Genomic DNA, 26633 nt, shown 5'->3' with positions numbered 1-26633 from the left:
ATTATATTTAAATATAATTATTTAAAGAAACAAAATATTTTTTCTACAATAAAATAGAAACTTATATGTTTTGTCTTTTTAATAATATTATATTGCTTTGATAAACGTAGTTTTACGTATTAATCTAGTTCCAACAAAAACCTCTCTATTTTTTTCTCAGTATAATTCCCAAAAAAGTTCAATAATATTTTTTGGCCAGTAAACGAATTTTAAAAACTAAATCAATATTTCTATACTTAAAATTTACCCAATCAACACAATGAAAAAAAGGAAACATTTTAAATTTCGCAGGATACCCCTGTATTGTGTACTCATTTTAGTATCACAATTGGTATGCTTACATCCGGCAATGGCCACGACGAAGCAGCCTTCCACCACAGTGAAGGCCATGGTAGATGTAACTATTAATGGTAAGGTTACCGATGAAAGTGGAGAACCTATTCCCGGAGTAACAGTATCCATTCCAGGTACCAATATTGGAACAGCGACCGACCTTGATGGCAATTATTCTCTTTCTGTTCCAGAGCAATCCACCTTGGTATTCTCCTTTATAGGTTTTAATTCAAAATCCATTAAAGTAGGTGACCAAAGCATCATCGATGTCGTTTTATCTGAAAACATCTCTTCTTTAGATGAAGTGGTCGTGGTCGGGTACGGTACTCAGAAAAGAGTAAATGTAATTGGTTCAGTTACTACCGTTAGTGCTGATGAGATTTCTGCTGCTCCGGTAGGTTCGGTTTCCAATGCATTAGCAGGTAGGCTTCCTGGGGCTGTATTTATGCAGAGTAGTGGTGAGCCTGGAAAAGACCAGGCAAGCATCAGAATCAGGGGGAATGCTACATTAGGCAACAATTCACCTTTGGTGGTTATTGATGGTATTATAGGAAGAGACTTAAATTCCCTTCACCCCAATGACATTGAGAGTATAACCGTTCTTAAAGATGCCTCCGCTGGTATTTATGGTGCAAGAGCTGCCAATGGCGTAATCCTTGTAACCACAAAAAGAGGGCAGAAAGACACCCCTACTAGAATCACTTATGGTTTTTATAAAGGATGGCTTTCTCCAACCAAATTACCTGAAATGGCAGATGCGGCAACTTATGCTACCATGATCAGAGAAAACCAGTCTTATCGTGGAGTGGATGAATCCAACATGCTTTTTTCTTTAGAAGATGTAGAGAAATACAGATCAGGAGATTACCCCTGGACCCATCCCAACACAGATTGGAACGAAGTAGCATTAAGAGACTTCAGTAGCACCGATCACCATAACTTATCTGTTACAGGTGGTGGAGAAAAAGTGAGTTATTTCACTTCGTTTGGTACGCAGGCGGATGATGGTATTTATACCAATTCCAATACCTCTTATAAAAGGTACAATTTAAGGGCAAATGTTGATTTCAAAATCAATGCGTATTTGGATTTAGGTGTAGACATCTCAGGAATTCAGGAAAACAGAATGTATTCTGGAATGTCCACTTCTAGTATGTTTCAGACCATCCGAAGAATGTACCCAACCAATCATGCCGTATATCCCAATGGATTGCCAGGACCTGATATCGAATTTGGTTACCAACCTATGGTAATGGCCTCAGACCAAACAGGTTTTGATGATGACAAACAATTCCGAAGCAATAATATCTTCTCTGCAAAACTTAGAATCCCATGGGTAGAAGGGTTGTCAGCATCCAGTTATTTTGCGTATGACCTGTATTTTCAAAAAAGAAAGTTGTTCCAAAAGCCTTTCACCTTATATAGCTTCAATGAAGAAGCTTATTTGGCGGATGGGAATACTGGAGTTGAGGATGGATCAGATTATATCATTGGCAGTCAGAAAGGCCCACCAGAGCCTAGACTAACGGATTATTCAAACTATTCTAACACCAGTACTTTCAATTTTAAAATTGATTATACCAAAACATTTAACGAAGTACATAATGTTGATGCCTTTATGGCTTATGAGCAAAATGAAGGGTTTCAGGAAAACTTCAATGCTTACAGACGGTATTTTGTATCTGATCAACTCCCCTACTTATTTGCCGGAGGTGATGCAGAAAAAGACAATTCAGGATCGGTAAGTTTTGGTGCCAGACAAAATTATTTTGGTAGAATCAGTTATAATTTCAAAGAAATTTACTTGTTCCAATTTAGTTTTAGGAGAGATGGATCAGTTAACTTCTCCAAAGAAGCAGGTCGTTGGGGTAATTTCCCTTCTGTTTTGGCAGGATGGCGTCCATCTGAATACGATTGGTGGAAGAACAATTTGGGTTTAATCGACCAATTTAAATTAAAGGCCACCTGGGGACAAATGGGGAATGATTTGGTTTCTCCATTCCAATATTTGGCTAGCTACGGTTTTGTACAAGGACTCGCTTTGGGTGAAAACAAAGCATACCTTCCAGGTCTAAGACAACAAGGAATTCCTAACCCCAATATAACCTGGGAAAAAGCGAGTATCTTCAACATAGGTTGGGAGTCACTTTTATTTGATACCAAGTTAGGTTTCGATGCAGATTTCTTTTACGAAAGAAGGAGTGATATTTTGGTACAGAGAGATGTTTCTATACCTCGTTTCGTAGGTCTTTCTTTACCTGATGAAAATTTTGGTGTAGTAGACAATTATGGGCTTGAAGTGATCATGAGCTATGATGACCAAAAAGGTGACATCGGTTATGGTGTTTCAGGTAATTTTGCTTTTGCACGCAATAGAATCATTGAATCTGATGAACCAGAACGTCCAGTTCCATGGCAAGTAAGAACAGGCCATCCACAAGGTGCCTTACTTCTGTACAATTCAATCGGTATCTTTAGAGACGAGGAACAAGTGAATTCTATGCCACACATCGCTGGTGCTAGACCTGGCGACATTATCATTGAGGATTTTGATAACGATGGAGAAATCACCACAGATGATCGCCAATTGTTTCCTTTGACAACAACACCTGAAATTACATTTGGCTTGAACCTTAATTTTTCTTACAAAAATTGGGAGGTAACGGCTCTTGTACAGGGACATGGCAATGCTATTCGCGGGATTTACGATGATTTACGTTCTGGAACTGCTGGCAATTACTTCCAATATGACGCTGAAGACAGATGGACACCTGAGAATATTGATGCTACAAAACCACGTGCTTACCAATGGTTGGAAGAATACTGGAGAAGTAACCATGTTACAGATTATAACTATGCCAATGTATCTTATGCCAGGCTAAGAAATTTACAGATCAATTATAGGGTACCTAGTAGTGTACTTGATTTTGTAGGTATTGAGTCAGCTAAAGTTTATGCATCAGGCCAAAACCTTTGGTTGATTTATTCGGGGAATGATATCATGGACCCAGAAGTAAGTGGTATGGGAGCTTACCCAATTATGCGAGTTGTTTCAGTTGGTGCTCAAATCTCCTTTTAATTGATTAAAAAACATTACGTTATGAAAACAAATATAAGTAAACTGACAATAGTAGTTGCTTTGCTGCTTGGAAGCTTCTCTTGCAACGATGATTTACTGGAGAGGTCTCCCCTTGACAGCTATTCTGACCCTGTAGTTTGGTCGGACATAAACCTGGTAAAATACTACCTTAACGATCTTTACAACAGTGTGGAATATGGATGGAACCAAAGGAGCCATGGCTACCAGACAGGTCTATTTGTGGGGGAAACCACAATGACAAAGGGGGCTGAGTTGACTGACTATGGTAGAGGAACCATCAGTGCTGGAAATCCAGGTATTGACAGGGGACATTTAACCTGGCAACATTATTCCAATATCCACAAGCTAAATTTGTTTCTTTCCCAGATTGATGCTTTACCGGATGCTTATCCTGATTCAGAAAAACCAAGAATCCAATCAGAAGTAAATGTCTTAAAAGGAGAAGCAATTTTCCTTCGAGCTGTATTTTACAGTGATATTTGCAGATCCTACGGAGGTGTTCCTTTATTGGACACTCCTGCTAAATTGGGGGAAGACTTTTCCGGATACTTGCGAAGCACTTTTGAAGAAACCATTGACTTTATTGTAAAGGATTTAGATGCTGCTGCCGATTTATTGTTGGTGAAAAGCGAAATGGAAATGGGCAGGGCTACCAAAGAAACCGCGATGGCGCTTAAATCCAGGATGTTGTTATTTGCAGCCAGTGATTTAACGGCAGATGGAACTGCTGTGAATGAATATGTAGGTTATGCGAATCCTAACAGGCAGGAACTGTGGACTGCTGCTAGAGATGCGGCAAAAGATTTAATAGATTTCGGAACTGTCTTTTTAGCAGATTTTGGAGCACCGGATCAGGAGACTGCTGCTTATAATTACTTTGCTTTCTTTAAAGCCAGAGATTTATCAAACCCTGAAGTTATTTGGGGAAAAATGCACAGAGCAGATGATGGCCCTAGGATTAACACCAACCTAAGAAATGGCCTCAACGGTTTATCTTGTCATGGAAACAATGCTCCTTATGGAAATTTTGTGGACAGCTACCAAATGGCTGATGGCACAGATTTCTTTGACCATTTTCATTTTAATGCCAATGATGAATACATCAATGTCTCATCAGATTTTACAGATGAAAGTCCTTATAAGCATAGGGAGCCTAGATTCTATGGCAGTATCTTATATGACAGCGCTGTTTTTCAGCCAAGATTTGATGATTTAGCTCAAATAGATCCACTTGGAATCTACGAAAGGAGAACGAGGACAGTAATCGAAAACGGTGTTGTTATAAGCGAACGTTTCGGTTTGGATACCAGACAAGGCCCACTATCTCCTTCCAATGGGAATTATACCGGATACGTGATGAAAAAATTCATGGACGATGAGATTATTGGTAGAGACATGGCCAATGAAAACATCTTTGTATGGATTCGTTATGCGGAAATACTATTGAATTATGCTGAAGCCTCTCTGGAATTGGGAGATACCGAAACGGCTACTACTTATATCAACATGATCCGTAATCGGGTAGCCTTACCGGATTTTACGGGAGATATCATGGAAGCCTTAAGGTATGAAAGAAAGGTAGAGTTCTTCTCTGAAAATGTGGGTTGGTTTGACACCAGAAGGTGGAAATTATTGGAAGAAAATTTTGCTCCTGACCTTTATGGGGTAGATATCAAAGAAGTTACAGAAGATGGTGTTACAACTACCACCTGGAAAAAAATATCTGCAGCTCCTAAAAGAAACTTTTCAGAAAAACTATACTGGGTTCCAATTCAACAAGACGAGTTGAACAGAGCTCCTCAACTGGTGCAAAACCCAGGTTATTAAGAACAAGTTTATAAGGAATAATTTTGGCTAATATAGCCTAGATTATCCCTGAAGAATACAAGCGGTGGGCGTACGAGGAATTCAGTAAAGCTGAAAACTGAGAACGCTCACCGCTTTTTTTATCATGGAAGGCTAGAAAGACTCAAAACAAATCAGCAATTATTACATAATTTTGTGTCTGTATCCCGTATACCTTTAGTAAATAAAAACCTTCCCTATGAAACAGCATCTTACAGCAGTCATTTTTGCCATCGCAATGGTTGTTTCTGCCATTGTTCTAGGCAATGCCTACTGGAAACGAAACCAGGCTCCGGCTAAAATTACGGTAACTGGCCTGGGTGAAACTGACTTTGTCTCAGACCTTATCGTATGGGAAGGTCTATTTGAAAAAGAGGCACTTAGCCTTGGGGATGCTTACTCAGGTCTTGAAAAAGACCGACAGATAGTTACAGCCTACCTCAATTCCAAAGGAATTGCCAAAGAAGAAATTGTTTTTAGTGCCGTAAAAACCCGTCAAAATACCCGCGCAGAATACAACAATCAGGGGGGATTTATGGGCAACACCTTTTTAGGTTATATTCTAAGTCAAACAATCACCATCGAATCCAGAGAAGTGGAAAAGGTGGAGAAAACGGCCAGAGAAATCACCGAATTGCTCAATAAGGAAATTCAATTTTATTCTCAGGCACCTCGCTATTACTACACGCAGTTGGCTGATTTGAAAATTGAATTAATCTCTAAAGCTACCGAGGATGCAAAACTAAGGGCGGAGATGATCGCTAAAAATTCTGGGGCAACGATTAGTAATTTGATATCCGCCAATATGGGTATATTCCAGATTACAGGTCAAAATTCGGGAGAAGACTACTCTTGGGGAGGAACGTTTAATACCTCTGCTAAAGCAAAAACTGCTTCTATTACCATGAAGCTGGATTACAGCATCAAATAAATGCCAAAAGAAAACAAGCTTCCTCCACCCCACCTTCTTAAGGAAGGGGTGCATTACTATTTTGAAGGTGGTTTAATGGTCTTCACCAAAGACTATCATCTACTCCGAGGGAAATGCTGTGGTAGCGGTTGCAGACATTGTCCTTACCCAGCAAAGGATTTGAAACAATAATCGCTATTTACCTAAAAGTCCCTAATTCCTCAACTTTATATCCTTGTGGATAGGTTTTCCGTTTACGAAGTGTGCCTAAAATTGGCTTTTTCCTTTCTGGTAACCATCTCAGCAACCTTCCACGAAAAACCATGGATTGCTTTATGGTTTTTATTAACCAGTTGGGCGGCTTCTTGTACCCCATTGCATCCCTTAAAGGTGCATCCATCAGACACAATGCTACCGGCTTGCCAACTGGAAACAACCATGTAGGTAAATAAAAACCCAGCAGAAGATCAAGCGTTTTATTGCCTATTATGGCATTGGATTCCTGAAATTCAAAATGCTGTTGCTCATAAGCCAGGTTAAACGCTTCAAATTCAGCAAGCGTTTGGGGAATATCAGTGATATGCATCTTTTCACCCAATATTTGATAATTGTAAAGTATGGCTTCTTTTTCTTTAGTAGAGAAAGGCCTCCAGCCCCATTGATCCATCCAGCGAATCGGTTCAAAAATAAAGGTGGAAAGCACATAGAGGTAATCTCTATTCGCAATTTTGTACCTGCCATGCATGTTATTGATCCTGTCAATTGCTGTTGTTCCTCGTTCACTGTCCATTCCGTTTTCCAGAATTTCGTACAACAGAAGCTCCGTATCATCGTAGCGTTTGCGCGTATGCTTGATAAACGCACCCGTAGCAGCGAGCAAACGGGAAACGGACGGAACAGCAAAAGTTCTGAACAAGGCAAATTCCAATGCCTTCTCCATGTCCCATGGGAAGCAATGATAAGTAAGTAAAAAGCAGATTTTTTCAAAATCCTCCTTTGGATCCAGCTTCTCTATTTCTTTGGTAAAAGGCTTATTAGACATCTATCCTAAATGTACAATTAAGGCCGGAATTCTGAAAAGTTATTCCTGTTAAATTAAGGCTGGAGCCATTTTTACAGTAGTAAAAAAGGAAAATTATTCAATTCATCCTTCTTTACTCCTATTGCCGAGGTAGAATAGGCTACCTGGAGAAAAACAAACGGGTAATATAAATGCCTTTTCCATCATCCGCTCCTGCATTGCTCTCTACTCCACTTGCGACAAAGGTGAGTTTCCAACCATCAGCCAACATGGTATTGATTTTAGAAGCAATTACTGCATCATTAGAGGCAATGTTTTGAAAATTAATACCAGTGGCACTAAAAAAGTTTAGCAGCTTGGTTTCTTCCAGTTCATCAACTTTAATATCGGACCTCTTAATTTCCTTTTGGTTACTTTTCTTTCCATCTGTCCTATCAGTGGTGAATTTTTCATAATTATTTTCCGACTGGCTATCAATAATTCGAGACCTCCCAATACCCATAGGTACAATAGATTCTACAACGGTAACAATTTTGAATTCTTGTTGGGCTTTTGCCTCTATCTGAACAGCTCCCAGAATTAATAGGAGTGCAATCATCCCTTTTTTGATCATCTTTGAATAAATTTGAGAAAGATATGTTGAAATAAATATAAATCTAAGACGAGATTGATTTAAAAAATGTTGTATAGAACAGTTAAAACATCCCTTACATTAAGCTTTAAACCGGAAATTCCCCTGCTTTTATTTCAAATTTTACCAGATCGGTACTAATTTGAAAACCATACAGCTATTTTAATTTATCTTTCTTAATTCTCCTTAAATGTGTCTCTCCATCCCTACCCTATTTTTACTCCTATTACAAACCGTAGTTCCTACCAAAAACATCCATCAGGGGGACTATACAATTTACGAGACGGCAACAGGAAATGAGTTGACCCTTGATGTATTGGTAAATAAAATCAACAGTGCTGATGTGATTGTTTTTGGCGAGGAACATGATGACAGTTTAGGGCATGTACTCCAATACCAGTTGTACAAGGGCTTGTTGGAGAACCATGAATCCGTGAGCCTAAGTTTGGAGATGTTTGAAAGAGATGTGCAAATGGTTTTGGATGAATACTTGGCAGGACTGATTACAGAAAGCAAACTAATCCATGCAGGAAAAGCCTGGAGCAATTATTCGGATTATGCTCCTTTGGTAAATTTGGCAAAGGATCGTGATCAAAAAGTAATCGCAGCAAATGTACCTGGCAGGTATGCAAACATGGTCAGCCGGAAAGGGCTTGGCTCTCTAAACCAACTGGACAGAAAAGCCAGTCATCTGTATGCAAAAGTGAAAATCCCTGAAAAAGACGATGCCTACCTCGCGAAATTCAATGCAGCAATGGGCGCACATGCCCATAGCATGGGGCCTACAGTTTTTCATGCCCAACTCCTAAGAGATGCTACCATGGCAGAAAGTATATTAAAGGCATATCGCAGAAACCATAACATCAAAATCCTTCACCTGACAGGCAGGTTTCATAGTGATGAGCGACTTGGGACCCTCTCGGAATTGATAAAAAGGAAACGAAAAATAAAGGTCATTACCATTTCTTGCTTTGCTTCACCAGAAGGGGCAACTAAAGATTGGAGCACAAACAAAGCATTCGCTGATTTTATCATCCTGACGAATTAATGGTATTTTGCATTGTTTCTGGCAATCTAAGCCTAATGTCGGGCAAATGTCGGGTCAAATCCGTTGCAAATACAGGCTGATTCATTGATTTTTAACAGACATTGCAACAGAAATTAAATAGGCAATAACCATGGAACAACCCCAATTAGGAAAGAAAATACTTGAGCTTAGAAAAGCCAACGGACTGACACAGGAAGAACTGGTCGCTCGTTGTAATATCAATGTGCGCACGATCCAACGGATAGAGGCAGGAGAAGTCACCCCCAGAGGACATACGATTCGCTCGATCTTTGCAGCGCTTGACATCGATATCGACCAATGGCAGACAAAAGCTACCGTTCCAAAAGGCGCCAAGAAAGCGGCACAATGGATAATATTGGCTTTCATCAGCGGTTTGGTGTATTTTTTATTGGCTTTCTGGGAGGGATTTATGGACTATCAGCTGACCGTTTCCATGGATGCTGATATTTCTCCATGGGAATATTCCCTGGTCAAACTGGGCATACTATTTTTCTATTCCTGCTTTATGCTTGGTTTTTATCAGGTAGGTAGTCTCTGGGAAAATAACTGGATAAAACCGGCTTCATTACTAGGGATCGCTGGAATTGTGATCTGTATTGTCGCGGACCTGTACTTGTTTCATATCAATGATACCAATGCCATGGCAGTGATGGCCGGCGAAGCCATCGTTTTCGGCAGCATTTACCTTGTTTTTGGTTACGGGCTGGTCAAGTATCAAAAGGAATTTGGCAACATGGCATTGGCTGCCGGAATTGTAGGCATACTGACCGGTTTGGCTTTTATATCTGTTGTTTTTACCTTACTGGGATTGGTCTTGCTGGCAGTAAGTGAGGTGCTAGCCCTTGTGATCTTGTACCGCGCTTATGATAAAATCCGGAATCAAGGGGCATAAGAATCGATATTCACAGACTTATTTAAAAGGGTTAAGCTGAACTACATAAAAAAAGTGAATGGGGGCTATTATTGGTTTGGCCAGTTACCTGGCTTAAACAAAAAAAGTGCGGCAAATAAAACATTGCCGCACTTTCGATGATTGGAAGCCCTTCTTACTTCAACTGTGTCCAAAAACTAGGCACATCAGTTTGTACCATTGTTGCTCCTTTGTCAAGCCATTCTCTGGCCCATTCTTGGTCGGGATTGGCTAGCATTTTTCTATCAATATCACCCAATGCATTGATCCAAAGTCTCACTCCGTATTTCTTGGCGACTGCCACTGTTTTGGGTGTATAAAAACTCGGGTCAATATGCACTGCCCGAGGATTGAATTTCTTTACGGCCTTTTTTATCTCTCTTGTTTTGTAAGTTCTAGGCATGATAAAAGCATCTGGAATCCTTTCTTGAAAAACGGCCAATACATCCCAGTCTGAATCAAAAAATAGTAATTCGTCCGATACATCCATGGCATTAACCACCTCAAGCACCTCTTCCACCTTATCTGTTTTCATGTCCATGTCCACCATAATACGGCCTTTAGTTACTTTTAAAGCTTCTTCCAGTGTAGGGATTTTTTCCTTTGTTGGTGCATTTTTATGCAACAAATGCAAGGTTTGCAAATAGCTATAATCCAATGTTTCAACATCTCCGGTACCAGTGGTGGTTCGGTCTATGGTCTGATCATGCATCAAAACCACTACACCGTCAGCAGTCACCCTGATGTCAAGTTCTATAATGTCTACTCCCATGCGGATAGCTTCTTCGATAGCGATGATACTATTTTCCGGGAAATTTTGATTGGCTGCCCGATGTGCGATCACCATCAAATCATACGAATTAAGAAACTTGTCTTTAATCTCATCGACTTGGGCCTGTCCCAATTGGATGAACAAGAAAAACAATAAAAATGGCGCAAAAATCCTTTTTAAATTCAGGTGCATAGGTTTTTTTTAATCTATTAGTAAAGTAACACCTAGCTATACCTCAAAAGGTAAAAGCAGGCCATTATTTTTTTTTAAAAAAATCATAAAGTCATCAGAGGACTTAACCGGGAACAGCAATGAATTATAATCTATGGCTCCATGGCACATTTATTATTTGCAAAATCCTCCAATGTAGGGTTATAAGCATTCAATTGAGCGATAAAGGTATCCTCTTCTCCCTTTTGCGCTACGAAATTCACCAACGCACATAAGTCCACAAGGGAATCATTAGAATAAACCCTTATATCAGCAGATTTGCTTAAGTTATCTAAACCATCCAATGTTATCAGGTTAATATTATTGGTGATCAATACTTGATTGGCTTCCTGTAATTTTTCCAGCCCATTTAGATTGGTCAGAGATAGGTTATCAAAAAGCACAAATTGCTCGTTCAAGGATGTCAAGGCTTTTAAGCCTTCTAAGGAAATCAATTTGTCATTGTCTTTGATCGACAGTATCCTTGAAACAGCTTGCAAATTTCCCAAACCTGTCAATTCCTTTAACTCAAGGTTGCTTTCAATTTCCAAAAAATCAATTGTTTTTATGTTCTCCAAGCCTTTTAAGCTTTGGAGATTATCATTGTACCGAATGATAAGTCCTGCCACTTCCTGAAGACTTTTCAAGTGGGACAAGTCCTCCACTTCATCGGTATAATGAATGGCCAGAACGCCATTTATTTTCGTATAACCTTTCTCAGCAATGTCCTCAAGATCTGAAAGAGAACGCACTTCCAGGTTCCCTTCATAAACTACGGGCTGTGAAGGCACTTCTTCTTCCGTACAAGCGAGGATCAAAAATAAATAGGCCAAAAACAATGGTTTTCTCATATCATGCAATTTAATGAGGCAAAAGTAATGGATTTTAATGTTTAGGCCAAAGTATTCGTTCTTATTGAGACTTGCATTGATTTCCATTGTATTTCTGGAAGACTCCAAGTGTTTTCCAAATTGGCTCCTATCGGCATTAAACAATTCATGAAGCATTCCTTTTGAATCTCCATTCATTCCTTATCGATACTTATCTGTTTCTTAACGCTTCTCATGCCGTTCTTATTACTTTCGATAGATTCAGCAGAATAGTCATCACCAGAAATAAAATTAAACCCAAATTCGAAGACATGGAAAAATAGGGACAATGATCCAATTTTGCTAAACGCTAATTCTATAGAGAGTTAAATGGGATTTTACAATAAATTTTTCCCTCTCGGACAATAGTCAGAGACAATGCCTATCCTGACTATTGTCAGTGGAAAGGGAAGCAATCAAGTTATTGGGATATTTCAAGTTAAAATTTTATAAAATAATTTGCCTTAACGTAGGAAACATTACCCAAATATTTTAGCGTTAATAATGTCCCTTTTGGCATAAATGTGTACAAAATTCAGCAATAAATAAACTACCTCTATTCGGCATTCATTGGTGATTTTTCAACTTCAATATAGACCCAAATCCTCATCCCCAGAAGCAGGTTATCTTTTCACCTAGGGCAAAAATTCTTTACATTTTTCATTAACATAAAAATTAATTTCTATATCCATTTTATACTAAAAAGATAATCATAGCTTATACCACTTTTTAGATGGCATTAAACCATTATATAAAAATATTATAGTATACATTAATTATTTATTTGTATTTATTATATTTAATGTAATTATTTAATCATAAAAACCATATTATATTTTGTTTGATTTTCTTTTAATTTAAACACATTACTTATGAAAAATAATTTACGTATTAAGGGCTTGGTTTCCCTTTTATTTGTTCTACTCCTCTTTCTGGAAGAGGTAAAAGCCCAGGATGCAATTGTTCGGGGGACGGTAACGTCCTCGGAAGATGGTCAGGTAATTATTGGTGCTACCCTATTATTGCAGGGTGGTCAAAGCTCAAATCAGGGCACAGTGACAGATGTGAATGGTCATTACAGTATATCTGTTCAGGGACCTGAATCGATTCTTATAATTTCAAGTATCGGATATACCCCACAAACCATAAAGGTGGGTAACAGGTCCGAAATCAATATACTATTGGATCCTGAAGTGAGTGAACTTTCAGAAGTAGTGGTAACTGCTTTTGGAATTAAGCGAGAGAAAAAGGCCTTGGGTTATTCTGTTCAGGAAGTGAGTACCGAAGCATTGACCCAGGCAAGAGAACCCAATGTGGTCAATTCCCTCAAAGGGAAAGTGGCAGGCGTTCATGTCAACCCTACCTCTGGTGGTCCCGGTGGATCTTCCTATGTGGTCATCCGTGGAAACAGCTCTTTAACAGGAAACAATCAACCCTTATACGTAGTGGACGGTATACCCATTGACAATCAAACCCTTGATCCTGCATCCAGTTTCTCGGGTTATGACTATGGAGATGGAATAGGCAATATTAACCCCGATGACATAGAAAACATTTCTGTATTGAAAGGACCAAGTGCTGCTTCTATGTATGGTGCTCGTGGAGCCAATGGTGTCATTTTGATCACTACCAAGTCGGGAAAAAAAGGACAGGGAATAGGTGTGGAAATCAATTCCAATTACACCTTCGAAACACCAAGTGTGAACCCAACCTTTCAAAACACCTGGGGAGGTGGATATGATGACAATTACAGTGCTTTTGGCACAGAGGTTATTGATGGGCAAGAAACCTTGGTTTGGCCCGGTTGGTTATTGGACCAATGGGGAGGCGCTATGGACGGAAGACCTGTTATTTATGATTATGCCAGAGATTGGGGAGTAAAACCATACACTGCCCAGCCTACCGACAATATTGAGAAATTTTACAGGACAGGAACGACAAGCACCAATACAGTCTCTGTGTTTGGAGGAAATGAAACCAGTACCTTACGGCTTTCATTTTCAAACATGAACAACAAGAGTATTGTACCCAACAACACCCTTGATCGGCAAACCATCACCCTAAGAGGATCTCACCAGGTTTCTGAAAAGCTGCTTGTAGATGCAAAGATCAACTACACGAGGCAAGAAGGCAAAAATCGAATTCAAAATGGAATCAGCTTCAGCAGTTTACAGTCCAGCCTGGAAGTGATGCCAAGAAGCATAGACCTGGATTGGCTCAGGGAGCATACCAGAGCTGATGGGCTTATGTCAAGTTTTAAGCCTGGCTCACCTTATAACCCCTATTGGATTACTGAAAAATTCAAAAACAATGACACCAGAGACCGGGTAATAGGCATGGCCAGGGTAAAATATGATTTTACTGATTGGCTGAGCATACAAGGTAGAACCGGGACAGATTTTTATACTGACAACAGGTTTGCAATGGTTCCTCAGGGAACTCCTGGAGGGTCCAATCTTAATGGGCAGGTAAGAAATACCATGTGGCGCGTAAAGGAAGAAAACAGTGATGTATTGCTGACCGCTACAGGGGATTTAAACAGTGATTTCAACGGTACCCTTTCTATAGGAGCCAATCATTTGAACCGAGACCAAGAGGTGGTACAAGTAAGTGGTCAAAACCTGGACATTCCCGATTTGTATCACATCAACAATGCCTCTTTGGTTTTCCCACGTAATTATAGCATTCAAAAACAAATGAATTCTGTCTATTTTCAAAGTCAACTGGCATTTAGAAATTACCTGTTTCTTGATATTACGGGAAGAAACGATTGGTCCTCTACTTTAGGAGTGGAAAATCAATCCTTCTTTTACCCTTCCGTTAGTACGAGTTTCGCTTTTACAGACTTCCTGGAAATGGATTCCCCCATCTTAACATTTGGTAAGTTTAGGGCCTCCTATGCAGAAGCAGGAAATGATGCCGATCCTTATTTGACCAGAGCAGGCTATTCTTTGAGTACCCAAACTTTCGACGGCCTTCGCCTGGCTTCCATCCGAAGCAATGTTCCCTTAGAAGACTTGAAAAATGAGCTAACCACCTCTTTTGAGCTGGGCATGGATTTAAGGTTTTTCGACAACAGGCTGGGAATTGATTTCACTTATTATACCCAATCAACCACAAATCAAATCCTTCCTGTAGAGATCTCTGCAGCTACTGGTTTCAATACTCGTTTGATCAATGCAGGCGAAATCCGTAACCAAGGCTTGGAATTAATGATCAATGCCAAGCTGGTAAAGGCAGGCGATTTTACCTGGGACTTGGGCATCAATGGATCTAGAAACAGGTCCGAAGTTGTCTCTCTGGCACCGGGCATAAACAGTCACACCTTATTGAGTGGCACAGGAACTATTGAGGCCAGAGTAGGCCAACCTTATGGTAATATTGTAGGCTTTGCTAAAAAGAGAAATGAGGACGGCAGGATTTTGGTATCAGAACTTGGCAAATGGCAAAGAGCAGACGAAATGACTGTTTTGGGAAATATTCAACCAGATTTTCTAGGTGGCATTACCAATACTTTTTCCTATAAAGGATTTGTATTAAGTGGAATGCTCGACTTTAGATTAGGAGGTCAGGTTTATTCTTACAGTAAATATGATCAGATGGCCAAAGGCACTGGGAAATTTACAGAAGCAAGGGATACGGAGGATCTTATTGTGGATGGTCTGATAGAAAATGCTGACGGAACATTTACAGAAAATAACATTTCCTTATTGTCTCATCAATATTATGCCGAGCAGGGCCCTTGGGGAGGAATTGCTGAGACCATGGTCATCGACGCTGATTATATGGCTTTAAGGGAAGTTACTTTTGGCTATAATTTCAGCAAAGGATTTTTAAGCAAGACCCCATTTATCAATGCCCGCTTATCCATTGTAGGAAGGAACCTGTTGTACCTGTACCGTGATCCTGAATTTAAGTTGATGGGCATCAGCCCTGAAACAGCCTTTAACAGTTCCACAGCGGCGCAGGGGGTAGAAGCACGTGGCCTCCCTACTACCAGGAGCATGGGTTTTAACTTATTTTTGACTTTCTAATCAACTGAGTTATGCAAATAATAAAATTAAACATAAAGAGTAAAAGCATTGCATCTCTTTTGGTGCTGCTTATGATGAGCCTTGCTTGTACATCTGATTTTGACGCCATCAATACGGATCCAACATTGTTGACGAAGGAGAAGATTCAACCCAAGACCATTTTTACCAATGTGTTGAAGAGCTCCATCTTTGAGTCCTATAACAGTGGGACGATCGGAGAGTTTTCAGGGTACTTTGCCAATCAGGCGAGTGGTAATATTTTCTCCAATGCGGATTACACTTCCCCTTTCAATTATTACAGGGATTATATCATCAACATCAGTGAAGTCATGCGCCTCACTGCTGACGATCCACAGAAAAATGACCAAAACGCAATGGCCAGGATCTGGAAAGTGTGGTTGTACCATTGGGTTACAGATGCTTATGGAGACATCCCTTACTTTGAAGCTGCCCAAGGAGTCGAGAATGTGATTAATCAGCCTGTATACAATACACAGGAAGAAATTTATATAGACATGCTCAAAGAGCTGGAGGAAGCAGAAGCGCAATTGGGAGCCCAGGGAGATCAGTTGTCTTTCGGTAATGCGGATATCCTATACCAGGGAAATGTGGAAAATTGGAAGAAATTCGCCAATTCCCTACGTTTTAGGCTCGCCATCAGGGCCCGCTTTGCAAGTCCAACGCTGGCTTCCGAACATATTTCTGATGTGATTAATAGTCCTTTAATTGATGAAAATTCTGAAAATGCCTCATTGCGCACCCTTCCACCAAGTTCATCAGAAAACACGAACAATGTCAATTATATCTGGACCAGAGAATTGACGGCCACTACCCCTATGTTTGTAGGATTCCCTATAATGGATGTTATGATTCCCACTGCCGATCCGAGATTGCCAGTATTGGCCAGTCCTGCACTTGACGGTTCCGGCTCTTTCCGAGGTAGACCTATACAATTACTCCAGGAGGAAAAAGAACCTTATGGACAGGAAATGGTGGCCAGTGTAGGCCCTTTATTAAAAGAGGAAACCTATGATATAATCGTGATGAATGCTGCCGAAGTGTTCTTCCTAAAGGCAGAAGCTGCCTTTGCAGGCATTACCGGAGAAGATGCCAACCAGCAATACCGTCTGGGTGTACAAGCCTCTATGGAACAATATGAGATTTCTGAAACAGCTATACTAGATTTTCTAGGTGGGGCAACAGGAACTTTAGCTGGTACCCAGGAGGAGCAATTTGAAAAGATTGTTACACAAAAGTACATTTCCACCTTTTTCCAGCACTATCAGGGATGGGCTGAATTTAGAAGAACAGGCTATCCAAGGGTATGGATTGGAAGTGATGCGGGAGTTACAAATGGGCAGGTACCAAGAAGGTTGACCTATCCAAATGACGAATACCTCAAAAATGAGGCAAATGTCAAAGCAGCAGCGGATAGAATGGGTGGCAATGAATTGTTGACCCGAGTTTGGTGGGATGCACGCGAAGGTGTACCTTTCAGACATCCACTCCAAGATGTATTCCCTCCAAATTAACATCCATAAATAAAACTTTATTCTATTAAGACAAAAGCCGGCAACAATTGCCGGCTTTTTCTATGTGTATTACCTTTTGAAAGCACTGGCTTCCAGCGATCGGCATGGTAAGTCTTAGGTAAAGCTGAATTTATTTAATCCCATTTCGTAGCAAAATCGTATTCATCCATTCAACTCACCCGTAAAATCTTTTCCATCTTTTTACCTTTGGCCAATTCATCCACCAGCTTGTCCAGCCACCTAACTTGTTGTGTCAGTGGATTTGTGATCTCCTCCACACGGTAGCCACATATGAGGCCTTTAATCAGATGAGCATTTGGGTTTAATATGGCCTGCTGAAAAAATGTTTCAAATGTTACCTTGCTTTCAATAAGTGCGTGCTGCTGTTTCTCATCATAGCCCGTTAACCATTCAATTACCTGGTACAATTCTTCTTTCGTTCTACCCTTCCGCTCTACTTTTGCAACATAATGCGGGTAAACCGTGGCGAATGTCATTTTGGCAATGCGTTCATCGTGGTGACTTGTATCTTTCATAGAAAAAAGGGATTTTATGTTCTTTGATACCTATTCTTGTATTGAAGCTGTCGACAATAGTGTGCTTTTGGCAATCCTAAAAAAGGCCTGGGGCCCCAAACCTACCGAAATGCTTTTGGCTTTAGCTTTTGGCCTGCACTTTCTGCAATCTCCAATACTCTTTTTTCTCTGGTTTCTGGTCTTTTAGCCATCGCAATCCATTGTAGTAAGCTTTTCCTGCCAGATTTACTTAGACTATTGAAGAAGTCTCTTGATCCCGGGAATTCATTGAATTTACTTGCTAAATCCAAGGGCACTTCCAGGGTTTCAGCAGCATCCAAAATAGACCATGAGCCATTTCTTTTGGCAATTTCAACCGTTTTCAAGCCTGCCTCCGACATCAAGTCTTTCTCTAATAAGGCTTTAATTTTGTCTTTATTCGTTTTAGACCAGATACTGTTTGCCTTTCTTTTACTGAAGTATTGTCTATACTTTTCATCATCTATCGGTTTTTTCAAGCTATCTATCCAACCAAACCGCAAAGCTTCGTCTACAGATTCACTCCAGGTAAGGTTTGGAGTGGGTGATTTCTTTTTATAAACAATGAGCCATACCGCCTCTTTTATTATGTGATGGCGTTCTAGCCAATCGCTCCATTCTTCTTTGTTTGATGGACAGAAATCCTCGATTACTACCTTGGTCATGGTTTTAATTCATTCTTTTAACTATTAGCGATTTTCTTGCATACAATCTTCCAAAATATTTGCCCCGGCTTACCTTTTATACTTTTCGAAGGTTCCATTATTTTCTCTGAATCTTGTAAGCCAAAGTCTCCAAATTCATCCTTTACAGCGTCTAAGTTATAAAAAAACAATTCAACACCATGAGGTGTCAAAAATCGGTTCTTGTCAATCACCACCCCTTTCCCAAAAGCATGGTCATCGGTAGAGATCGCCACAAAAACCATATAGCCATTTTCACTGAGCTGATTATAGCAATCAGCGATTAGTTTGGACCTATCTTTCTCATCGAGCAAATGGATCAATGCATAGCAAAAGATCCCGTCATAAGTTTCGTTGTCGAAAGGCATGTCGCTTACTGATCCGTGGTGAACCTTTATTTGGTTTCCATACTCCTTTTTGGCGATAGCAATTGCCGTTTCGGAAATTTCTATTCCTGTCACATCAAAGCCCTCATCCATAAAAGCCTTCGCATTCCTCCCATAGCCAAAGCCGGGAACAAGTACATTATGAAGTCCATGCTCCTTAAACAATTTCACCGTATCAAGGGCAGCATCAGCCGGGCTGAATCCCCACATGGCATGCTTGTATTTAAAGTTTTCTTCCCAAAATTCCGTCATGGTTTTACATTCTCACCAAAATTTTTGGTATGGCTTTTCAATTTATAAATTTTTCAATTGTTATTCCCTGTCTCGTTAAAATTCAGGTATCGCTCCTATGGAGCTGGTGATAATTCAAAAACTTAGTACTACAAAAATGAAACTCCTACGGAGCTTTAATATGCTCCAGAGGAGCAATATTTTTGTAGCCTATTGTATCGTCTTTGATCAGGAGCTCCAGAGGAGCGGCACATTCCAACCTTTCAAAAATGTATTAGTCTTCAGAAATCTAAAACCTTCACTAACTAGAGATTCTTCGTTTCTCACTGCAATAATGCACCGTATTAAATTTGGGTTGTGGTACTCCCTATCTCGTTAAAATTCAGGTGTTTCTACTATGGAGCTTGTGATAATTCAACAACTTAGTGCTACTAAAATAAAACTCCTACAGAGTTTTGGACATAAGTTATTATTAAACTACAAATGTTTAAGCCCTATCGAATCAAATCAAACCATTTTGAAACCAATTCGAAATTACCTGCAATAAATGAGGCAATTACATTCAAAACAAAGAAAAGCCAGACCAATTTAAATTGGAAGATATTACCTTTTAAATCCTTAATAGACAGATCTCTTATCAAATCATCTTTCTTCTCTTTTGATTCAATATTCATTAGGTATTCTCGAACTCCCCCATCAAAGTCAAGCACTTTTAGTCCTTCTATTGAAAGTTCATAGGCGTTCTTATTCTTACACTTAATTAAGCCTAAAATTTTGGCGCGGGTAATGGCTTTATCTCTAATATCGGGAATACTTTGATGAAAGGGAATCATGCCATTTTCATAACATTCAGCCAAAATCAAATTAATTTCATCTTCAATTTGTTTTTCCATATTTTAATCACATAAAATTTAAACAAGTAATTTAGAAATCTCTTAAACTATTAATGCTCCAGAGGAGCATTATTTTTGTAGCCTATTGTACCGTCTATGATCAGGAGCTCCAGAGGAGCGGCACCACATTCCAACCAATCAAACGTATATTGGTCTTCTGAACCCTGAAACCTAATTAGAAATTCTCGGTTTCGTACTGCAATGACGTACTGTATTAAAATTTAGGTACCGCTCCTAGGGAGCTGGTAATAATTCAAAAATCCAGTGCTACAAAAATAAAACTCCTACGGAGCTTAACCACAACTTAATCCATTGAAAATAATATAATTAAACCTAAGAAATAAAACAAATTCGATCGTGTATTGCTAGTTAAATAAACTAATATTTTGTTCTTTCATTGTTCTATATAGCCCCCTATTTACGAACCATTATTTACTCAAACCTAGAAACAAATCCTTCTTGCTCCCCCCATAATTCACTTAGGAATTATGATGCTCCAGAGGAGCAATATTTTTGTAGCCTATTGTATCGTCTTTGATCAGGAGCTCCAGAGGAGCGGCACCACATTCCAACCAATCAAACGTGTATTGGTCTTCTGAACCCTGAAACCTAATTAGAAATTCTCGGTTTCGTACTGCAATGACGTACTGTATTAAAATTTAGGTATCGCTCCTATGGAGCTGATGATAATTCAAAAACTTAGGGCTACAAAAATAAAACTCCTACGGAGCTTTAATATGCTCCAGAGGAGCGGCTCCTCATTCCAACCAATCAAATAAGTATTGATCTTCAAAAGAAACTTCGAATTCTTTCAAAAATGTCATATACTCTTCTCTAAATGATGTTCGTTTATGATGTTCTGGCTGATTATAAATATAATTCACCACCGCGTCTAACTGACTTTTTCCATAGCTAAATGCACCATAACCTTCTTGCCAATTAAATTTCATTTTCCTATGTTCATTAACTCATTTTGTGGTATTTGATTTAATATCCCTAGCTAAATCTGAAATTGACTGTGAAGGGTTTAAGCCTACCAATATATGGCAATGGTCAGGCATATAATAAATGGCCAACATTTTGTGTCTTTTGTTAGATATTATCCCCGAAATGTATTTTTCCATTGGAACCCTGAAACTCTCTTTAATTATTGATTCGCGGCTTTTTACAGCAAAAACGTACTGTATCAAAATTTGGGTATAGGTATTCGCCATGTCGTTAAAATTTAGGTACCGCTCCTAGGGAGCTGGTAATAATTCAAAAATCCAGTGCTACAAAAATAAAACTCCTACGGAGCTTAACCACAACTTAATCCATTGAAAATAATATAATTAAACCTAAGAAATAAAACAAATTCGATCGTGTATTGCTAGTTAAATAAACTAATATTTTGTTCTTTCATTGTTCTATATAGCCCCCTATTTACGAACCATTATTTACTCAAACCTAGAAACAAATCCTTCTTGCTCCCCCCATAATTCACTTAGGAATTATGATGCTCCAGAGGAGCAATATTTTTGTAGCCTATTGTACCGTCTATGATCAAGAGCTCCAGAGGAGCGGCACATTCCAACCTTTCAAAAATGTATTAGTCATCAAAAGGAACATTAAATAAATATAGATACCTACCCATAAAAAACCCTTTGCATCTTATCTCCTATCTCCCTTATTTGGGGAAATAAATGTAAATTGCTTGCAATAAAGGCATTGGCCAGATAAGGCCTGGCCATCGTATCAAAATAACTCCTTACACATGAAACAGATTCTCCTGACCCTCAGCTTTTACCTGGTATTTACCGGAATTATCGTCGCACAAAGCAGCTATAGGCCTGACCTCTTTTTTAGGGAAGACTGGAAAGAAACACCCGCAGAAATACCTGTCAACCAAAACCATGTGCAGAATGAGAATTTAACCGTACAATTATATGGACCGGGAAAAGATGTTATCAAAAAAAGCAACCATGAAAAACCCGTAGACGATCCTTTTTACATCTGGTCAGGTTTATGCGAGGACAACTGGATGCTAAGCCTAAAACACCGCCAACAAAACGTTGACCTTACAGGTTTTGCCAAAGTGAAATTTCGCTCCAAACAAGTCGGCCTTAGGGAACTTAGAATTTCCCTGAAACTGGCTGATGGCAAATGGCTGGTAAGTGACCAATCTGCCGGCGCCTCTAAAGACTGGCGCATCTGGGAATTCAATATACAGGACATCAACTGGCACCACCTGGACCCTACAGGCATAGTAGCCATAGGTCCAGCAACTGATCCAGACTTATCGAATGTTGAAGAAATTGGCTTTACCGATTTAATGCCCGGAGGACAATCCAAAGCTTGCTCAAGACTGGACTGGATAGAAGTTCATGGCCGACCAGTGATAAGGTAATTCTTGACTTAAGCTTATACCCAATATCATAGGAAAATCGTCATTCCGAGACCTAACATTTTCGAAATGCAGCAATCCAGACGCAATATCCAATGTCGCACCCCAGTGGGGTGCAACATTTGTAGCCCTGGGAAAGCCGACGCAGGAGGTGCGACCCAGGGTGTAAATGAGTTGGCATTTGTAGGGCATTAGCCTCCCGTAAGTGCAACATTGAAACCGCTTTTCACTAATGCTAATGGCCCCTTACTCAAGAATTTTAAGATCTGTCATTGGTAGACTTAGAGAGGGCTTTGAGCCGAGAAAGCCGAAGGAATCCCTAGTTAGGAGAGACTGCCACCCCCTTGCCCAGCACTATAACCCCCAAAAAAGGGTTCGCAGTGACGATTCAGCTGGTTATTAAGACGATCTTGGCTCGAAGTCAAATTTATATAGGAAAGATTACTGATACAGTTGGAAATAAAAAAGAGGTCAACAGTGGTAGTTTCAACCCATTCGGGGTTGGGACAAGGGGATTTCACGTTTTACGTGAGTAAAAACCACGGTTATGGTTTTTCAGGCCCTTTAGGCCTGGGAATTCTTGGGGCTAAACAGTTGATTGAAGTAGGTAGAACCTTCTATACAATGCTTTCAAGGAGAGCAATTGTTTTCAGGATGGTTTATTTTACACCCACTTTACATGAATGTAAGTCCAATTTTCTTGTTCAACCCTTGTTCAAAAATTCGGATTAGTGTGGAGAGTTGAATGTTTACTTTCCCATTTTCAAGCTTAGAAATGTAGCTCTTCTTTGTTCCTGATCTCTCAGCCAATTGTTCCTGAGTCAGTTTTGCTTCTTTGCGTGCAGTTTTTAACATTTCGCTCACGATAAACATTTGTGCACCTTCCTCGTATTTATTTCGATTTTCGGTACCAATCTTCCCATGTTCAAGTTCGATTAGCTCATCAAATGTCTTTATATTATTATAGTCTTTCATTATTTTTTTTATCAAAATACTGATGCATTAACCTACTTGCTTTGTCTATTTCTTTTTTCGGTGTTTTTTGGGTCTTTTTCTAGAACATTAGAAAGGATCACTGATTGCATCAATTAAAATAAGAAAATTTAGGGAATAAATCACCAATAGAATAAAGATAAAAAAGCAGCTTAATGGCTATTTTAATAGATAAATCCTGTGTTGGAAATACCCAGTATTGTCTTTACTGAGTTAAAAATTTTCCTACCAAACCCCTGGAATCAATTCATTTTGTTTATATTATTAACCAGTAAATGTTAATTATATAAACAAAATGCACCTTAACTGCCACAGTCACTACAGCTTCAAGTACGGCACACTCTCTGTTGAACAGCTTGTAGTGGAAGCCAAGAAGCAAAAACTCGACGCCCTGGCCCTGACAGATATCAATAGCTGTTCGGGGGTGTTTCCTTTTATCCGAGAGGCCCAAAAAAATGGCATTCATCCAGTCATAGGAATAGATTTTCGCAATGGCAGCAAGCAGCAATTTATCGGTTTGGCCAAAAATCAAGAAGGTTTTTATGAACTGAACAAGTACCTTTCCCACCACCTGATGAACAAATTGCCTTTTCCCGAAAGGGCACCGGCATTCGACCACAGTGTGCTGATCTACCCTTTCACGGAAAGGGTCTTTGACCTGAAGGAAAATGAATACCTTGGCATACATCCTTCGCAACTCAATAGGCTTCCTTACAGTCCATGGGCCAAATACAAAGAACGCCTGGTACTTTTGCAACCGGTTTCCTTTGCCAGCAAAACGGCCTTCAACGCCCATCGCCTGCTACGGGCCATGGATGGCAATACCCTACTCAGCAAGCTTCCGCTTAGCGAACAAGGAGATCCTACAGATCGGTTTTATGGCTATGCCGACATGGTTGGGCGCTGTGAAGGACACAGTTACCTGATTTACAATTCTCAAAAGCTTCTGGAGCAGTGCCAATTTTCCTTTTATTTTCAAGCTGTAAAAAACCGTAGAGACATTCTGGGATCTGATTGGGAAGACTTTGATTACCTGCGACAGGAAACCTACAAAGGCGCCCTTCGCCGCTATGGCAGCCTGGATGAAATCAAAGAAAAACGTATTATAAAAGAGCTGGAGATTATCCAACAAAAAGGCTTTGTTTCTTACTTCCTGATCAATTATGACATTGTCAATTTCGCGCAGCACAAAAACTTCTTCTATGTAGGTCGGGGCAGTGGGGCCAACAGTATCGTTGCTTATTGCCTGGCCATCACAGATGTGGACCCCATTGAGCTGGACCTGTATTTCGAACGTTTCATCAACCTTTACCGGGAAAACCCACCGGATTTTGACCTTGATTTTTCATGGAAAGATCGGGATGAAATCACCCACTATATATTCGACACCTATAACCGACCCAAACAGGACCATGTATGTCTATTGGCCACATTCAACACCTTCCAATACAATTCCGTCCTGAGGGAATTGGGAAAGGTCTTTGGCCTACCCAAATCGGAAATAGAATCCCTGATCTACTATGGTGACAAGCTGGAGAGCAGCAATTACATTCCCGACCAATATGGAAAACTGATTTATCAATATGCCAAAGTGATCCGCAATATGCCCTCTCATTTGAGCATCCATGCCGGAGGAATATTGATTGCCCACAAGCCCATCCATTATTATACAGCCACCGAACTGCCGCCCAAGGGCTTTGCTACTTCACAGTTTGACATGCATGTGGCAGAAGACATTGGTTTGCATAAATTCGACATTCTCAGCCAAAGGGGCCTTGGCCACATTAAAAGTGCACTGGAGATTATCCATACAAACCAGGGAAAAACGGTGGATATTCGTCAGGTGGCTGCATTTAAAAAAGACCCCAGCATCAAAGCGCATCTTCGTGAAGGCCGTACCATCGGGGCATTCTATGTAGAATCTCCCGCCATGCGTATGTTGCTGGCCAAAATGAAAGCCGATGAATACCTGGAGTTGGTAGCGGCCAGTTCCATCATCCGACCTGGTGTGGCCAGGTCTGGCATGATGCGGGAATACATTCTGAGACATGTAAACCCCGCCCGTAGAGAAAGGGCCCATCCTGTATTGAAAGACATCATGCCTGAAACTTATGGCATCATGGTCTACCAGGAGGATGTAATCAAAGTGGCTCACCATTTTGCTGGGCTCACACTGAGTGAAGCCGATGTCCTCCGACGCGGAATGAGTGGCAAATCCCGCTCAAAAGGAGCCATACAAAGGGTCAAAGAGCGCTTCTTTAGCAACTGTAAGGAAATGGGCAGGGATGCAACAGTAACAGGGGAAGTATGGCATCAGATCGAAAGTTTTGCTGGATACTCCTTTGCCAAGGGGCATTCGGCCTCTTTTGCTGTAGAGAGCTACCAAAGCCTGTACCTGAAAGCGCATTATCCTCTGGAATTTATGGTGGCCGTTATCAATAATTTTGGTGGTTTTTATCATACAGAGTTTTACATACACGAGCTGCGAATGAATGGCGCAGATGTACAGGCCCCACACCTAAACGAAAGTGACTATTTCACCAATATCAAGGGAAAAACAGTTTACCTGGGCTTTGTACACATGAAATACCTGCAACAAGAAACCTCCAACAGGTTATTGGCTGAAAGGCAAAAGGCTGGCCCCTATGCTGGACTGACTGATTTTATCTCCAGGGTAGACATCAGTCTGGAGCAAGTGCTGATTTTGATCCGAATCGGTTGCTTTCGTTTTACAGGAAAGAGCAAACAAGAGAGTTTATGGGAAGCCCATTTCATTATGCACCGCAAAAAAAGCCCTGTTGGTGGAAGTCAGCGTTTATTTGCAAGTGCGGGCTTTCGCGAGCTAAAGGCGCCCGTGCTGGAAGATTTGGACCTAAGGCAGGAGATTATCGATCAACTTGAAATATTGGAATTCCCGTTGATCAGTCCTTTCCACTTGGTGAAAGATCAGAAAACTTCGGGAATTGCCGCTTTGGAAATGAAGCAATTCCTAGGCAAGCGGGTACAACTTATTGGCTACCTGGTCACAGTCAAATACACGCGTACCGTTAAGGGGGATGTCATGAATTTTGGCACTTTTATAGACAAAGACGGACATTGGATAGACACGGTACACTTTCCTCCGGTGGTAAAAAAAACACCCTTAAAAGGGAGGGGCATCTATCTTCTCAAGGGCAAGGTAACCGAGGAATTTGACTTTTATAGCATAGAGGTGAGTAGCTGCGAAAGAATGGCGTATTGGAATGCAGATGATTGACAGTAGAAAAAACGGGAA

The 26633-nt window shown here is 40.2% G+C and carries 19 protein-coding genes and 1 pseudogene; 10 read left to right on the top strand and 10 right to left on the bottom strand.

All coding sequences use genetic code 11. The annotated features are described in order from the left end of the window. Positions 1-349 precede the first annotated feature (349 nt). The 4 genes from AC0L7T_RS11265 (at position 350) to AC0L7T_RS11250 (ending at position 6380) form a co-directional block, all read left to right on the top strand. Positions 350-3412, top strand: a complete 3063-nt coding sequence (locus AC0L7T_RS11265; RefSeq protein ID WP_473342734.1) for a SusC/RagA family TonB-linked outer membrane protein — start codon at positions 350-352, stop codon at positions 3410-3412. A gap of 21 nt (positions 3413-3433) precedes the next feature. Further along, positions 3434-5260, top strand: a complete 1827-nt coding sequence (locus AC0L7T_RS11260; RefSeq protein WP_473342733.1) for a RagB/SusD family nutrient uptake outer membrane protein — start codon at positions 3434-3436, stop codon at positions 5258-5260. Positions 5261-5477: 217 nt separating this feature from the next. Further along, complete coding sequence (locus AC0L7T_RS11255; protein WP_473342732.1) at positions 5478-6209, top strand: SIMPL domain-containing protein; 732 nt, start codon at positions 5478-5480, stop codon at positions 6207-6209. Continuing rightward, positions 6210-6380: a DUF5522 domain-containing protein gene (locus AC0L7T_RS11250; RefSeq protein WP_473342731.1), complete on the top strand. Its 171-nt coding sequence runs from the start codon at positions 6210-6212 to the stop codon at positions 6378-6380. A gap of 7 nt (positions 6381-6387) precedes the next feature. Here the strand turns inward: AC0L7T_RS11250 and AC0L7T_RS11245 are convergent, their stop codons facing one another. Beyond that, positions 6388-7230, bottom strand: coding sequence for an oxygenase MpaB family protein (locus AC0L7T_RS11245; protein ID WP_473342730.1), 843 nt, complete (start codon positions 7228-7230; stop codon positions 6388-6390). 139 nt (positions 7231-7369) lie between these two features. Beyond that, positions 7370-7822, bottom strand: coding sequence for a hypothetical protein (locus AC0L7T_RS11240; protein ID WP_473342729.1), 453 nt, complete (start codon positions 7820-7822; stop codon positions 7370-7372). 208 nt (positions 7823-8030) lie between these two features. Between AC0L7T_RS11240 and AC0L7T_RS11235 the strand changes: the two genes are divergently transcribed. After that, complete coding sequence (locus tag AC0L7T_RS11235) at positions 8031-8888, top strand: ChaN family lipoprotein (RefSeq protein ID WP_473342728.1); 858 nt, start codon at positions 8031-8033, stop codon at positions 8886-8888. Between the two features lie 130 nt (positions 8889-9018). Continuing rightward, positions 9019-9801: a helix-turn-helix domain-containing protein gene (locus tag AC0L7T_RS11230; RefSeq protein ID WP_473342727.1), complete on the top strand. Its 783-nt coding sequence runs from the start codon at positions 9019-9021 to the stop codon at positions 9799-9801. Between the two features lie 154 nt (positions 9802-9955). Here AC0L7T_RS11230 and AC0L7T_RS11225 read toward each other — a convergent pair whose 3' ends face one another. Both AC0L7T_RS11225 and AC0L7T_RS11220 read right to left on the bottom strand, forming a co-directional pair. After that, positions 9956-10783, bottom strand: a complete 828-nt coding sequence (locus tag AC0L7T_RS11225; protein ID WP_473342726.1) for a glycerophosphodiester phosphodiesterase family protein — start codon at positions 10781-10783, stop codon at positions 9956-9958. A gap of 131 nt (positions 10784-10914) precedes the next feature. Then, positions 10915-11829, bottom strand: coding sequence for a receptor L domain-containing protein (locus tag AC0L7T_RS11220; RefSeq protein WP_473342725.1), 915 nt, complete (start codon positions 11827-11829; stop codon positions 10915-10917). A gap of 713 nt (positions 11830-12542) precedes the next feature. Here AC0L7T_RS11220 and AC0L7T_RS11215 point away from each other — a divergent pair. Beyond that, on the top strand, positions 12543-15704 hold the full coding sequence (locus tag AC0L7T_RS11215) for a SusC/RagA family TonB-linked outer membrane protein (protein ID WP_473342724.1): 3162 nt from the start codon (positions 12543-12545) through the stop codon (positions 15702-15704). Positions 15705-15715: 11 nt separating this feature from the next. After that, complete coding sequence (locus AC0L7T_RS11210; RefSeq protein WP_473342723.1) at positions 15716-17236, top strand: SusD/RagB family nutrient-binding outer membrane lipoprotein; 1521 nt, start codon at positions 15716-15718, stop codon at positions 17234-17236. 170 nt (positions 17237-17406) lie between these two features. Here AC0L7T_RS11210 and AC0L7T_RS11205 read toward each other — a convergent pair whose 3' ends face one another. The 5 genes and pseudogenes from AC0L7T_RS11205 to tnpA form a co-directional block, all read right to left on the bottom strand. After that, complete coding sequence (locus AC0L7T_RS11205; protein WP_473342722.1) at positions 17407-17772, bottom strand: DUF2200 domain-containing protein; 366 nt, start codon at positions 17770-17772, stop codon at positions 17407-17409. 101 nt (positions 17773-17873) lie between these two features. Next, the gene (locus tag AC0L7T_RS11200) at positions 17874-18455 is read right to left on the bottom strand and encodes a YdeI/OmpD-associated family protein (RefSeq protein ID WP_473342721.1); all 582 of its coding nucleotides are present in this window, start codon (positions 18453-18455) and stop codon (positions 17874-17876) included. 17 nt (positions 18456-18472) lie between these two features. Continuing rightward, positions 18473-19111: a class I SAM-dependent methyltransferase gene (locus AC0L7T_RS11195; protein WP_473342720.1), complete on the bottom strand. Its 639-nt coding sequence runs from the start codon at positions 19109-19111 to the stop codon at positions 18473-18475. 473 nt (positions 19112-19584) lie between these two features. Continuing rightward, positions 19585-19983, bottom strand: a complete 399-nt coding sequence (locus tag AC0L7T_RS11190) for a hypothetical protein (RefSeq protein ID WP_473342719.1) — start codon at positions 19981-19983, stop codon at positions 19585-19587. A gap of 758 nt (positions 19984-20741) precedes the next feature. Next, a pseudogene (gene tnpA / locus AC0L7T_RS11185) lies at positions 20742-21197 on the bottom strand (IS200/IS605 family transposase). 539 nt (positions 21198-21736) lie between these two features. Here tnpA and AC0L7T_RS11180 point away from each other — a divergent pair. Further along, entirely contained in the window at positions 21737-22369 is a 633-nt protein-coding gene (locus AC0L7T_RS11180; RefSeq protein WP_473342718.1) for a hypothetical protein, read from the top strand. A 672-nt stretch (positions 22370-23041) separates the two neighbouring features. Here AC0L7T_RS11180 and AC0L7T_RS11175 read toward each other — a convergent pair. Next, positions 23042-23341 (bottom strand): helix-turn-helix domain-containing protein, encoded by a 300-nt coding sequence (locus AC0L7T_RS11175; protein ID WP_473342717.1) that lies wholly within the window; start codon positions 23339-23341, stop codon positions 23042-23044. A gap of 313 nt (positions 23342-23654) precedes the next feature. Here AC0L7T_RS11175 and AC0L7T_RS11170 point away from each other — a divergent pair, with 313 nt between their 5' ends. Beyond that, positions 23655-26615, top strand: a complete 2961-nt coding sequence (locus AC0L7T_RS11170) for a DNA polymerase III subunit alpha (RefSeq protein ID WP_473342716.1) — start codon at positions 23655-23657, stop codon at positions 26613-26615. Positions 26616-26633: the final 18 nt, after the last annotated feature.

This window comes from Cyclobacterium sp. 10D3-21, assembly GCF_055809755.1.
Note: the sequence above shows the minus strand (reverse complement) of the source record. Positions and strands in the feature narration are given on the sequence as shown.